Source organism: Brevundimonas sp. MF30-B (assembly GCF_004683885.1).
Taxonomy (GTDB): Bacteria; Pseudomonadota; Alphaproteobacteria; order Caulobacterales; family Caulobacteraceae; genus Brevundimonas.
Genome location: NZ_CP038440.1, coordinates 2696068 through 2708950, shown reverse-complemented (window position 1 = coordinate 2708950; position 12883 = coordinate 2696068). Strand labels below are relative to the sequence as shown.

Genomic DNA, 12883 nt, shown 5'->3' with positions numbered 1-12883 from the left:
GTTCCCGCGGAACGTGCTTAACGTGCGGGAACAATAGCCGGTCCGACGCCTTGGATCGGCAGACGGCCTTCACTAGATGGAGGCCAAGCTTGAGCAGACGTCCAGGAGACAGACATGGCCTTCACCCTCCCGCCCCTTCCCTACGCCTATGACGCGCTGGAACCGGCCATCGACAAGGAGACGATGACCTTCCACCACGACAAGCATCACCAGACCTATGTCGACAACCTGAACAAGGCCGTCGACGCCGACGAGAGCCTGCAGGGCAAATCGCTGGAAGAGCTGTTCGCTGGCATGTCGAAACTGCCCAAGGCCGTGCGCAACAACGGCGGCGGCCACTGGAACCACGCCCTGTTCTGGGAGCTGCTGGCGCCCCAGGCTGAAGCCGGCGAGCCCTCCGCTGAGCTGGCGGCCCAGATCGACAAGGACCTGGGCGGGATGGACAAGTTCAAGGAAGACTTCAACGCCGCCGGCGCCGGCCAATTCGGCTCGGGCTGGGCCTGGTTGATCTGGCAGGACGGCAAGCTGAAGGTCACCTCGACCCCCAACCAGGACAACCCCCTGATGGATGTGGCCGACGAAAAGGGTGCGGTCATCCTGGGCGCCGATGTCTGGGAGCACGCCTATTATCTGAAGTACCAGAACCGCCGCGCCGACTATCTGAAGGCTTTCTGGTCGGTGGTGAACTGGAACAAGGTCAACGCTCTTTTCGACACGGCACGTCAGGGCTGATCGCACGGTCCAGCGGAATGAAAGGGGTCGGGCTCAGCGCCCGACCTTTTTTTTGACGTGCGTTAAGGGCGGTTAAGCCTGTCCGTTGACCGTCCGGACACGGGCGCAGCGCTAAGGCCGTCGTCGAAACTGCGGACGTGTCCCCTCCAATGCGCATCATTGATTGCCTGACCCAGCAGCATGACCTGTTCCTGACGCTGCTGGCGGCCCTGGTCGGCGCGGCGGGCAGCCTGGTTACGGCGCGGCTTTATAGAAAAGTGCTGATCAGCCGGCGCGACGCGCATCTGGCCTGGCTGTTCATGGCTTCGGTGTCGGGCGGGGCGACCATCTGGTGCACCCATTTTGTGGCCATGATGGCCTACCGACCCGGCGTGGCCGCCACCTATGAGCCGATGATGACGGGCCTGTCGCTGCTGGTGGCGGTGGCTGGCAGCGCCGTGGCGATGTGGACGGCCTCGCGCCGTCATCGCCTGGCGCCGGCAGTGGGCGGCGTGATGTTCGGCCTGACGGTCGCGGGCATGCATTATGTCGGCATGTCGGCCTTCACCGCCGAGGCGCTGCTGATCTGGCATCCAGGCTATGTCGCCGCTTCGCTGATCGCGGCGGTTCTGGGCGGGGCGGCCGCCTTCCATCTGGGAGCCGGCGAAGACGATAAGCGCGCGCCGCTGCTGGCGGCCGTCGGTCTGGTGATCACCATCGTGGCCCTGCACTTCACCGGCATGGGCGCCCTGACGGTTCTGCCGCTGGCGTCGGCCGACGGCGCGCTGAACGCCGACGCCGCCCAGGCGCTGCTGGCGATGGGCGTCGCGGCCGTGGGCTTCCTGATTCTGGGCACCGCCGTCGCCAGCCATGCGCTGGAAGAGCAGACCCAGCAGCTGTCGCGGGTACGCCTGCATCAGCTGATCGAGGGCAGCGTCGACGGCATGCTGGTCGAGGGTGACGGCAAGGTGCTGGTCGCCAACGCCGCCATGGGCGAGCTGTGCGGCATGGACGCCGCCGAGCTGAGCGGCCAGCCGGTCGCACGTTTCATCGCCGAGGCGGAGGCCCTGGACGGCGGCGTGCTGGTCGAGAGCCAGGTCCGCCCGATCCAGGGCGCGTCGGTGCCGGTCGAAGTCCTGGTGCGCCGCGCGCGGCGCGAGGACGGCGACGGCCACTATCGCATCTTCGCCGTGCGCGACCTGCGCGCGCGTCAGGAGCAGGAGCGTCGCATCACGCGTCTGGCGACCACCGACAGCCTGACCGGTCTGCCCAACCGCGCCGCCTTCCTGGAGGCGCTGGACGCCCAGATCGAACAGGCGGACGAGGCGCAGGGCTTCGCCCTTTTCTCGATCGACCTGACCCGGTTCAAGGAGGTCAATGACGTGCACGGCCACGCCGTGGGCGACGACCTGCTGGTCCATGTCGCGCGCCGGATGTTCGACACGCGCGACCCGGGCGACTTCGTGGCGCGGCTGGGCGGCGACGAGTTCATCGGCCTGACCCCCGTGTCGAGCCGGCTGGAGGCCATGGAGGCCGCCGAGCGCCTGCGCGCCGCCATCATGACGCCGCTGGACCTGGGCCACGCCGAGATCGCCTGCGGGGCCGCCATCGGCATCGCCATGTGGCCCGAGGACGCCCGCGCGGCCTCGGCCCTGATCAACAACGCCGACCTGGCCATGTACCGCGCCAAGGCCTCGCTGGCCCAGGATGTCTGCTTCTATGAAGAGGCGATGGACGACGCGGTGCGCCGCCGCCGTCGCATGGCCCAGGAGCTGCGGGAGGCGCTGGATAACGACCAGTTCGAACTGCACTATCAGATGCAGGCCTCGCTGCGCACGGGCCGCCTGACCGGCTTCGAAGTGTTGCTGCGCTGGCGGCGCGAGGACGGGGTTCAGGTTTCGCCGGCGGAGTTCATTCCCCTGGCCGAAGAGACCGGCCTGATCCTGCCGATCGGCGAATGGGTGCTGCGCCACGCCTGCGTCGAGGCCGCCACCTGGACCGAGCCGCACAAGATCGCGGTGAACCTGTCGCCGGTGCAGCTGTCGCACGTCGACCTGCCGCGCCTGGTGCATCAGATCCTGGTCGAGACCGGCCTGTCGCCCAGCCGGCTGGAGCTGGAGATCACCGAAACCGCCATGATCGCCGATCTGGCCCGCACCACCCATGTGCTGCGCCAGCTCAAGGCGCTGGGCGTGACCATCGCCATGGACGACTTCGGCACCGGCTATTCGTCCCTGTCGACCCTGCGCGCCTTCCCGTTCGACAAGATCAAGCTGGATCGCTCCTTCATGCCCGAGCTGGAAGGCGACGAGCAGGCCCGGGCCATCATCCGCGCCGTCCTGGCCTTGGGCGAAAGCCTGGAGATTCCGGTCCTGGCCGAGGGGGTCGAGACCGAAAGCCAACTCGACTTCCTGCGCGGACAGGGCTGCGACGAGGCCCAGGGCTATCTGCTGGGTCGGCCGACGGCCGACGCGCACCGGGGCCGGACCTTGATCGAAGAGGTCCTGCCGGCGCGCGCCGCCGCCTGAGCCGTCAGCGGCGCACGCGCCGGATCGTCCAGTCCAGGGCCAGCGCCGCAACCAGGCTGAGGCCTGTCAGGGGAAACAGCACCGCCAGCGGCAGCACGATGCCCAGCACCGCCGCCCGCGCCCTTGGTCCGGGCGGAGCCGTCGGCGCGCCGAGGCCGCTGCGCGCCGGGCGACGCTTCCACCACATGATCAGACCGCTGATGCCCAGCAGCCAGACGGCGATGCAGCCCGACAGCATGACGATCCGGTTCGCCCAGCCGTACTGCGTGCCCTGGTGCACGGCGATGCCCCACTCAAAGGCCTTGGCGCCGACGCCGAACTGGCTCCAGCGAATGTCGGCCTTCACCTCGCCGGTGACGCCGTCGACATACAGGCTGCGCGCGTCCTCGGCCCGCACGGCGGCGTGCGCCACGGTGTAGGCCAGGGTCGGGTCCGACGGGATCGAGACGGTGTAGGGCAGAGGCACGTCCTCGGCTCGCGCGGTGCGGATCACGCGCGACAGGCTGGGCATGACGTGGCCCGAGTGGTCGCCATTGGCGTGCATCACCGCGTTTTCCATGGTCCAGCCGACACCGGCCGGGGCGTCGTGGCCCTCGCCGTGCGCCCAGGGGCTGGCGGCCGGCGGCGCGGCGGGACGGCCCAGGCCGCTTTCGCGCACGACGTTCAGGAACTTGTCGCCCCAGACCGCCGACCAAGGCATGCCCGTCAGCGCCAGGAAGACGATGACGCCGCCGGCGTACAGGCCCGTCACGGCGTGCAGATCGCGCCAAAAGGGTCGGCGGGCCGGATCGCCCGCGCGGGGCACGGCCACCGCCGCATCGCGCCGTCGCGGCCACCACAGGAATATGCCCGTCGCGACCAGGATGACGGCCCAGCCGGCCACGATCTCGACCAGGATGTTGAACGGCTTGCCCAGCAGGGTCAGGCTGTGCAGGCCCTGGACCACGCCCATGACGCCCTCGCCCTGAACCGTTCCGTTCAGGGCGGCGGTGTAGGGGTCGACGAAGGCGATGCGGCTTTCGCCGTCCTGACGCACCGTCACCCGCACCGCACGGTCGGGCCTGTCCGAGACCAGCACGGACGAGGCTGTGCCGCCGTTGCGCTCGGCCGAGGCCACCCAGCGGTCGGGCGACACGGTGCGCGCGGCCGGCTGGACCACCGCCATGTCGCGATAGACCGCGTCCTCGATCTCGGGCTTGAACAGATACATCGCCCCGGTCAGGGCCATCAGCATCAGCACCGGCATGACGAACAGGCCGGCGTAGAAATGCCACCGCCAGACGGCGCGATAGGCGTCCGACAGACCGTTTCGGGCGGGCTTGGAAGGAGTCTGGCTCATGTGACGACGCCGGGACGGCCAAGGCCGCCCCGGCTCCTTTCCATCAGTATTTCAGACGCAGGCCGACGTAGGCCGCGCGGCCTTCGCCGGGGGTGAAGACATTGGTCGAGTCCCTGCGGGCGTCGCCCACCGCATTGGCGTTGGAGACGTAGCGCTCGTCCGTCAGGTTGCGCAGGTCCGCGAACAGCGACAGCCCGTCGTTCAGATCGACACCCGCATTCAGCGACACGGCCGTGTAGCCGGGATACTTCAGCGTATTGGCGTAATCGACGAAGACAGACCGCGGGACCCACTCGATCGACGGGGCGACGAACCAGCCGGCCGCGTGCTCGAACTTCAGCTCGGCGCGATAGGCGTGCTCGGGGATGATGGGCAGGCGGTTGTCGCCATAGACCGCATCGCCGTCGAAGAAAAAGTCCGACCACGTCCACGTCTGGCGCAGCGTCAGACGGCCCGCGCCGCCCTCCACCAGCCGCCAGTCCAGACCGGCCTCGATCCCCTGGTGCACGGTGTCCTGGGCGTTGAAGCTGAGCGGGGGCACGTCCGGGATGACGACGTAGTTCAGCAGCTCGCCCTTGATGTGAGCGCGATAGGCCGCGATGTCGTAGCGGAACGGCCCGCGCTGGCCCCGCGCGCCGATCTCGGCGGTCCAGGCCTTTTGCGCGTCCAGATCGACGAACTGCGGCACGGGGCTCTGAACCAGCTCCAGGAAGGTCGGCGGCTCCACCGAACGGGTCACATTGGCGTAGATCTGCGAGCCGTCCGCCTCTTCCCACAACAGGCCGACGCGGGGCGCGAACCAGTCGTAGTCCCGGTTGGCGCTGTTGGCGGGCGCAAGCCGGTTATCCACATCGCGCTCGGCCCGGCCCCACGACCCGCCGCCGATGACAGCCAGATTGTTGGTGACGAACAGGCGGCCTTCGGCGAACACGTCGACGCCGGTCGCAGTCTGCAGGGTGTCGCCGATGCGGAAGCCGGGGTTGCCCCCTCCGACGTTCAGGAACACCGAGCTGTCATTGTCGCCCGTGCGGAAATAGGCGCCGGCGAAGGCGTCAGCGCGCAGGCCGGCGACCTGCCCGTTCCAGTCCAGCCGCCCGAAGCCGCCCCAGAAACGGTAGTCGTTCTGAAGCACCACGGGCACCGGGTGATAGAGCCGCTTGTCCGCGATATAGGCGCCGCCCTCGAACACCAGGCCGTCGCTCAGCCGCCAGCGGGTCTGGGCCGTCACACGAACCGAATCGACGTCGCGGCCGTAGTCGAGCCGGCGCACATCAGGATCCGGATCGCGCGGCCGGTTCAACGCCTTGTCGAGCGACTGCGTGCCGGAGATGTCGAGGTCCAGGTCGTTGGCCTGGACGATCAGGCGGACTTCCCGATCCTGGCCGAACTGACGGCCGACGCTGAGCGTCAGGCGCTTGCTGTCGGCGTCCTGGTGATCGAGAAAGCCGTCGCTGCCGGCCCAGGTGCCGGCGGCGTAGACGTCCCAGTCCCCTTGTTCGCGCGCCATGGCCAGATGAGCCCGCCGCGTGGCGAAAGAGCCGGCCTCGAGCCGCAGCAGATTGTCGAACGGGGTGTTCCGGCCCGTGGGCGTCAGAATGTTGATGGCGCCGCCCAGGGCCGCGCCGCCGAAGCGCAGGGCGTTGCCGCCCTTGTAGACCTCGGCGTAGCGCGCGATCAGCGGGTCCAGCTCCTGGAAGTCGCCAAACCCGTCAGGGCCGTTGATCGGCACGCCGTCCTGGGCCAGCAGCACGCCGCGCAGGTGCAGCGACTGGCCGATGCCCGAGCCGCGGATCGACAGGCGGACCTCTTCGCCCCACCGCCGCTGGGCGAAGACGCCGGGCACGGCGCGCAGGGTGTCGGACAGGGCTGAGGCGTAGCGGTCCTCATAGCTCTCGGCAGAGACGACGGCGACGGCGCCGGGGGTGCGCGACAGGCGGGCGCGGGCCTCGGCCACCACGGCTGGTTCATCGGGGTTGCGGGTTCCGGTGACGATGATGCTGTCGACCGTGGTGACGGTCTGATCGGCGCTCTGGGCGAAGGCGGGGGCGGCCGCGCAGGCGGCGGCCAGCAGCGCCATCGGCGCCGCGCAGGTTCTGGAAGACATGGATGTCCTGAAGTCTGAAACGGATGAAGCGCAGCCGGATAGGCCGCGCGGGCGCGCGTCAGACGGTCAGGGGCGGGGCGGTGGAGGGCGGGCGCGGCGGGGCGGTCGACGGCGGCAGGCGGCGCTCGGCCCACAGGGGCGCGGGCTGGGCCGACGGGGTGCGGATGCGCGGGGCAGGGGCCGGCCCGGGGCCGGCCGGCAGAGCGGCCTGGGCGTGCAGAATGCACTGGGCGCACTGGACAGGCTGGTCGTGGTCCGACTTCTTCTCGGCGTGACCGCCGACATAGACGACCTGGAGTTGGTCGCCCGAACACAGGATGACCGCCTCGCCCGGGCCGCGCGCCGCGGCGGCGGCCGTGGGCAGCAGAACGGCGAGCGTCATGGCGAAGACGGCGGCCAGGAAGGCCAGCGACTTTGCGGTCGACCATGTCTCGCAACGGCTGCGGGTCATCACGGCGGCGCTTAGGCCATTGAATGGCGCTCGGGCAAGGGGGCTGCGACATTGACTCAGTCGCCGCCCGCCGCCATAAGCGCGCCCTTCACGCCTCCAGCCTCGGCCGGAAGCGCGGATTAACACGGACGATGCGTGGACCGCCGTTGAGATCGTCTCTCCATTCGGGGAGGGACCGGGCCGCATCAGTGAAAAGAGAATAGAATGTCCAAGCGCCACAGCGCCAAGTACAAAATCGACCGCGCCATGGGTGAAAACCTGTGGGGTCGCTCCAAGTCCCCGGTCAACAAGCGCTCCTACGGCCCCGGCCAGCACGGCCAGCGCCGCAAGCAGAAGGTCTCGGACTTCGGCCTGCAGCTGAAGGCCAAGCAGAAGCTGAAGGGCTACTACGGCAACATCACCGAGAAGCAGTTCTCGGCCACCTACGCCGAAGCCGCCCGCCGCAAGGGCAACAGCTCCGAGAACCTGATCGGCCTGCTGGAATCGCGCCTGGACGCGATCGTCTATCGCGCCAAGTTCGTCCCAACCGTCTGGGCCGCTCGCCAGTTCGTCAGCCACGGCCACGTGACCGTCGACGGCAAGAAGGTCGACATCGGCTCGTACCGCGTGAAGCCGGGCCAGGTCATCGAGGTCAAGGAAAAGAGCCGCAACATGGCCCTGGTCCTGGAAGCCCAGCAGTCGTCGGAACGCGACGTGCCGGATTACCTCGAGCTGGGTGACCGCGGCTTCTCGGTTCGCTACGTTCGCGTCCCGGAACTGGCCGACGTGCCGTTCCCGGTGAAGATGGAGCCGAACCTGGTCGTGGAATACTACTCGTCCTAAGCCGACGGCTTGAAATCAGACAACGAGGCTCCGGGGAAACCTGGAGCCTTTTTGTTATGCCGTAACGCCAGTTGAGGCGCTCAAGGGGTGCGGCGGCGACCGAAATGAGGCATAGTGAACGCCTTGCCGGAAGGAACCGGGCCATGAGCCGCATTCATACGCTGGGCGTCGTCGCCGTCTTTGCGGCCCTGGGCGCCTGCAGCCATCTGCCGCTCGGATCGGAGCCCGTCGAGGCGTCTGCGCCCGCCGTCATGCCCGGGCAGGTCGAGCCCATCCACGCCGCCGCCATCACGCGTGACCAGGCCGTCTTCTGGGTCAGCTCGAACGGCTGCACGTCCAAGCAGGACGTGACGCCGATGGTGCGCCGCGTCGGCGGGGAGGTGGTCATCACCCTGCGCCGGCTCGAGGAAGACCGGTGCGACAAGCCGCTGCGCGACGGCGTCCAGCTGCAGTGGTCGTTCGACGAGCTGGGCCTGCGCCCAGGCTCGTCGGTGACGGTGCAGAACCCCTACCAGCTGCCGCCGCAAGGCTGACGCGCCGGCGTCAGCCCTTGTGGGCCAGGGCGTAGCCCGGCCAGATTTTCTGCGACGCCATCTGGTACTGACGCGGCAGGCCTTCGTCCGCCCCCAGGGCGACGGCCGCGTGGTGGCCCCAGTTCGCATCATCCAGCAGGGCGCGGGCCAGGGCGACCATGTCGGCCTGACCCGCCTGCAGCACCGCCTCGGCCTGATGCGGATCGGCGATCATGCCGACGGCCACGACGGTCGCCTCGGGCACGGCCTGCTTCACCCCCTCGGCGAAGGGCAGCTGATAGCCCGGCTCGCGCCCCGGAATCTGCGCCGTGGCGACATTGCCGCCGCTGGACAGGTGCAGATAGTCGTAGCCCATCGCGTGCAGGGCGCGGGCGAAGGCCTGGACCTCATCGTCCGTGATGCCCTGGTCGACCCAGTCCGAGCCGTTGAAACGCGCGCCCAGCGCCCGGTCGCGCGGCCAGGCGTCGCGCAGGGCCTGGGCCACCCGCAGCGGGAAGCGCATGCGGTTTTCGGCCGAGCCGCCGTATTCGTCTTCGCGCAGGTTCGAGACCGGTGACAGGAATTCGCTGAGCAGATAGCCATGGGCCGCGTGCAACTCCACCACGTCGAAGCCGGCCCGCTCCGCGCGCTTGGCGGCTTGCACGAAGGCCTCGACGACGCGCTCCATCCCCGCCTCGTCCAGGGCCGTGGGCGTGTGCCAGTCGTCCTTGAAGGCGACGGCCGACGGGGCGAAGGTCTCCCACGCGCCCTCCTCGGCGGTCAGCGCCCGGCCCCGGTCGATCCACGGCGGCGTGGTCGAGGCCTTACGGCCGGCGTGGGCCAGCTGCACCCCGATCGGGGTGTCGCTGTAGGTCCGCAGATCGCGGATCAGCCGGGCGTAGACCGCCTCCTGCTCGTCGTTCCACAGGCCGGTGTCGGCGGGGCTGATGCGGCCGGCGGCCTCGACGCCCGTCGCCTCGATCACCACCAGGCCCACGCCCGACAGGGCCAGCCGGCCCCAGTGCTGGGCGTGCCAGGGCTGCGGCACGCCATCGATGGCGGAGTACTGGCACATGGGCGCCGCCATGATCCGGTTCTTCAGGGTCAGGGGGCCCATCGTGTGGGGCGAGAACAGCAGGCTCATCGGCGATCACCATCGGTGCGTTTAGGTCGAGCGTAGCTATGCCTGTTGCAGATCGGCGCAAGGGCGATCCTTGCCGATTTGTCATCCGCCTTTCCGATTATTCACGTGAACCCGGGCGGTCGGGCAGGCACCTTGCGGCCAAGCCACAAAGGGGACACATCCAATGGTTCGTTTCGTCATCGCCCTCGCCATCGCCGCGCCGCTTCTGAGCGGCTGCATCATCATCTCCAGCGAAAAGCCCACCACGCGGGTGATCCATTCGTCGTCGACGGAAGCGCCGCGGTGAAGGCGGCGCTCAAGGGGCTGGTTCTGGCAGGCGCGCTCGCGCCCCTGCTGGCCGGCTGCGTAATCTATTCCAACGAGGCGGGCGAGAAGATCACGGTCCGCTCGGGCGGGGACGCCGCCACGGTGGCGGCCGAGCCGCTGGAGGCGATCCGCTCGGTCGCCTTCGACGGCCGTGGCCTGTCGGTGCGGGTCGATTCCAACGGCTGCACCGAAACCTCGACCTTCGAGGTGGCGATCCAGGACGGCGATCCCGCCGAACTGACGTTGAAGCGCCGCTCGCCGGACCTGTGCAAGGCCCTGGTCGCGGATGGCGCGGTGATCAGCTGGACCTATCAGGAACTGGGTCTGGACGCCGGCCAGGCGGTGCGCATCCGCAATCCGATCCGGCTGCCTCAGGGCTGAGGATCGAGGGGCGGCGTCAGGCCAGGGCCCGCGCCGCTTCCAGGTCCGCCGGGTTGTCGACCGACAGGGGCGCCTGGTCGATGACGGCGGCCCAGATGGACAGGCCGATCTCCAGCGCCCGCAACTGCTCCAGCTTCTCGCGCCGCTCCAGCGGAGACGGCGGCGCGGCGCAGAAGCGCTCCAAGGCTGCGCGGCGATAGCCGTAGACGCCGACGTGACGCCACACCGGGCCATCGCCGTACAGGGTCGAGCGGGTGAAATAGAGGGCGCGGCCGGAAGTCCCGCCCTCGCCCAGCGCCAGCACCGCCTTGACGACGTCCGGGTTTGATCGATCCGAGGCCTCCGCTTCGAGCGCGACCAGGGTCGCGATGTCGCACGCGGCCTCGCTGGCCAGCAGGGCCGCGCAGGCGGTCGGGATGGCCGGATCGGCGAACGGCATGTCGCCTTGCAGATTGATCACCGCGTCGTGCCGCCCGTCGGGATCGACGGCGTTCAGCGCCGCCAGGACGCGGTCGGACCCGCTGGGCAGGGCCGGATCGGTCAGGATGGCCCGCCCGCCGGCGACCTGGACCGCCTCCACGATTTCGGGATCGCCCGCCGCGACGACCGCCGGCAGACCGGATTTCGCAGCCTGCTCCCAAGCGCGCACGATCATGGCCCTGCCGCCGATGTCGGCCAGCGGCTTGCCCGGGAGACGGGTGGCGCCCATGCGAGCGGGTATCATTATCAGCGGGTTCATCGGCTTGACGGCGCCCTGCGACGCCCGGAGCACTCCGGGCCGGTTGCGAAGGCGGCGCTAGCGTGTCAGAGACGCCCACGCAAGGACACGCCCCCTGGGCGCGGCTCACCGCCGTGCGCGTCAGGGGCTCTAGAGACGGGATGCGACGACGCGTATGAGCGGCGATCTGAAGTGGAACAAGATTTTCGGCGCCGCGCTGGGCACGGCCTTCGCCATCCTGGTGATCAAGGAAGCGTCGGGCGCTATTTATCATACTGAAGCCCCTGAAAAGATGGGCTACTTTGTGGATGCGCCGGAAGAAGCCGCGGCCGGTCCCGCCGAGCTGGCGCCCGACTGGGGCACGGTCATCCCGACCGCCGACCTCGCCGCCGGCCAGGCCGCCTTCGCGCGCTGCCAGGCCTGTCACACGGTGAACCAAGGCGGCGCCGATGGAATCGGTCCGAATCTGTGGGCTGTCATGGGCGGCGCAGTCATGCACCGTCCGGGCTTCGCCTATTCGGACGCCATGGCCGCGCACAAGGCCGAGGCTCCGATCTGGGGATGGGACGAGATGGATCAGTTCCTGACCGCCCCGGCCCGCTACATCCCCGGCACCAAGATGTCGTTCGCCGGCATCCGCGACACCAATACCCGCATCAACCTGCTGGCCTGGCTGCACGAGCAGGGCTCGCAGGGCTACCCCATCCCCGCCCCCGATCCGGCTCGTCAACCGGGCGCCGAGGGCGCAGCCGCCGTCGAGGGCGAAGCCCCCATCGCCGAGGGCACGGAAGGCCAGACCGTCGCTCCGGACGGCGCAACCCCGGACACGGGCGTCGCCGCCCAGCCGGGAGAGCAGGCCACGCCGGTCGCCCCTCCGGCCGCGACCAGCACCCCGCCGGCCGCTCCGGCCAGCGCGCCAACGGCTCGCTGATTTCAGTCGATTGAGTTGCGAAAAGGCGGCCTTCGGGCCGCCTTTTCTGCGTTTGGGGCCTAGGTCGACAGGCGTCGGAATATCGCTGGCTCGAAGCCGTTGCCGACATAGGCCGCCGCGACCTCGGCCAGAGGCTGGATCAGCACCTCGCCCGCGCGTCCGCTGGCGTGAATCACCTGGCCGGCGTCCGTCATCACGCCGCTGTGCCCGCCCCACGGCTTAAGGTCCGGTTTTAGCCACACCACGAGGTCGCCGCGCGCCGGCGTCTCGACAGACCGTCCAAGCTCCGCCTGCCCCGACGCCCAGCGCGGCGCGGCCAGGCCGCAGGCCATCAGGGCCTGCTGCACGAGCCCGCAGCAATCCGTCCCCGCCGCCGTGCGGCCGCCCAGGCTGTGGGGCGCGCCGAGGAAGGCTTGGGCTACGACCGCCAGGTCGGACTCGAACTCGCCGATCGGCGCCAGCGCCTCGGCAGCGATCCAGCCCCGTCCGGTCAGGCGCGCACGGGTGCCTGCCGTCTCTTCGACCCGAACCAGGGCGTTCATAAACAGAGGCGCGGCCTGCGCTGTCTCACCTTTAGACGCCGCGTGAACCGGCGCCTTCAGGGCGCGCACCCGATGGGTCGGCGCCGACGCGCCGGGCCTCAGGGCGCCCAGGTCGATCCAGCCGACGACGCCGCTGCGACGCGCCCGGCCCCAGGCCCGGCCCCCGGTCTCGTCCAGGACATCGAAGACCTCGCCGGCCAGCAGTTCGTCGATTCGCCGGGCGTCCGCGTTCGCGCCGCTCCAGATCGGAGACGCCGGATCGGCGCCATGCCGGGCGCTGGTCTGCGCATAGCGATCGGCGCGCACCAATCCCTCCAGCCGAAGCTCGGCCAGGTCGGGCCGCGCCAGGCGCGGTCCGGGATCAATCAGGGCGAGGACGTCGGTCAAACGGCGG

13 protein-coding genes are annotated in these 12883 nt (G+C 69.5%); 7 read left to right on the top strand and 6 right to left on the bottom strand.

Going from position 1 to position 12883, the window contains the following annotated elements; all coding sequences use genetic code 11:
- The first annotated feature begins 114 nt into the window (after positions 1-114).
- Together E4M01_RS13755 and E4M01_RS13750 are read left to right on the top strand one after the other, a co-directional pair.
- The gene (locus E4M01_RS13755) at positions 115-732 is read left to right on the top strand and encodes a superoxide dismutase (protein ID WP_135065633.1); all 618 of its coding nucleotides are present in this window, start codon (positions 115-117) and stop codon (positions 730-732) included.
- A 149-nt stretch (positions 733-881) separates the two neighbouring features.
- Entirely contained in the window at positions 882-3239 is a 2358-nt protein-coding gene (locus tag E4M01_RS13750) for an EAL domain-containing protein (RefSeq protein ID WP_135065630.1), read from the top strand.
- A 4-nt stretch (positions 3240-3243) separates the two neighbouring features.
- Here E4M01_RS13750 and E4M01_RS13745 read toward each other — a convergent pair whose 3' ends face one another.
- Genes E4M01_RS13745 through E4M01_RS13735 form a run of 3 tightly spaced genes read right to left on the bottom strand, consistent with a single transcriptional unit; the run spans position 3244 to position 7133 of the window.
- Positions 3244-4578, bottom strand: a complete 1335-nt coding sequence (locus E4M01_RS13745; protein WP_135065627.1) for a PepSY domain-containing protein — start codon at positions 4576-4578, stop codon at positions 3244-3246.
- Between the two features lie 43 nt (positions 4579-4621).
- Positions 4622-6682, bottom strand: coding sequence for a TonB-dependent receptor (locus tag E4M01_RS13740; RefSeq protein WP_135065624.1), 2061 nt, complete (start codon positions 6680-6682; stop codon positions 4622-4624).
- A gap of 58 nt (positions 6683-6740) precedes the next feature.
- On the bottom strand, positions 6741-7133 hold the full coding sequence (locus E4M01_RS13735; protein ID WP_135065621.1) for a DUF2946 family protein: 393 nt from the start codon (positions 7131-7133) through the stop codon (positions 6741-6743).
- Positions 7134-7337: 204 nt separating this feature from the next.
- Between E4M01_RS13735 and rpsD the strand changes: the two genes are divergently transcribed.
- Entirely contained in the window at positions 7338-7955 is a 618-nt protein-coding gene (gene rpsD, locus E4M01_RS13730) for a 30S ribosomal protein S4 (RefSeq protein ID WP_135065618.1), read from the top strand.
- A 143-nt stretch (positions 7956-8098) separates the two neighbouring features.
- Positions 8099-8488, top strand: a complete 390-nt coding sequence (locus E4M01_RS13725; RefSeq protein WP_135065615.1) for a hypothetical protein — start codon at positions 8099-8101, stop codon at positions 8486-8488.
- Between the two features lie 10 nt (positions 8489-8498).
- Here the strand turns inward: E4M01_RS13725 and E4M01_RS13720 are convergent, their stop codons facing one another.
- On the bottom strand, positions 8499-9611 hold the full coding sequence (locus E4M01_RS13720) for an NADH:flavin oxidoreductase/NADH oxidase (RefSeq protein ID WP_135065612.1): 1113 nt from the start codon (positions 9609-9611) through the stop codon (positions 8499-8501).
- A 163-nt stretch (positions 9612-9774) separates the two neighbouring features.
- Here E4M01_RS13720 and E4M01_RS14625 point away from each other — a divergent pair, with 163 nt between their 5' ends.
- Both E4M01_RS14625 and E4M01_RS13715 read left to right on the top strand, forming a co-directional pair.
- Positions 9775-9897 (top strand): hypothetical protein, encoded by a 123-nt coding sequence (locus tag E4M01_RS14625; protein WP_256359956.1) that lies wholly within the window; start codon positions 9775-9777, stop codon positions 9895-9897.
- Complete coding sequence (locus E4M01_RS13715; protein ID WP_135065609.1) at positions 9894-10298, top strand: hypothetical protein; 405 nt, start codon at positions 9894-9896, stop codon at positions 10296-10298. The genes E4M01_RS14625 and E4M01_RS13715 overlap by 4 nt, the downstream gene beginning before the upstream one ends.
- 16 nt (positions 10299-10314) lie before the next feature.
- Here E4M01_RS13715 and E4M01_RS13710 read toward each other — a convergent pair whose 3' ends face one another.
- Positions 10315-11037 (bottom strand): 3-deoxy-manno-octulosonate cytidylyltransferase, encoded by a 723-nt coding sequence (locus E4M01_RS13710; RefSeq protein ID WP_135065606.1) that lies wholly within the window; start codon positions 11035-11037, stop codon positions 10315-10317.
- A 154-nt stretch (positions 11038-11191) separates the two neighbouring features.
- Here E4M01_RS13710 and E4M01_RS13705 point away from each other — a divergent pair, with 154 nt between their 5' ends.
- Entirely contained in the window at positions 11192-11947 is a 756-nt protein-coding gene (locus E4M01_RS13705) for a cytochrome c family protein (protein ID WP_135065603.1), read from the top strand.
- A gap of 59 nt (positions 11948-12006) precedes the next feature.
- On the opposite strand, the gene E4M01_RS13700 is transcribed toward E4M01_RS13705, so the two are convergent.
- Positions 12007-12876, bottom strand: coding sequence for a C40 family peptidase (locus E4M01_RS13700; RefSeq protein ID WP_135065598.1), 870 nt, complete (start codon positions 12874-12876; stop codon positions 12007-12009).
- Between the last annotated feature and the right edge of the window lie 7 nt (positions 12877-12883).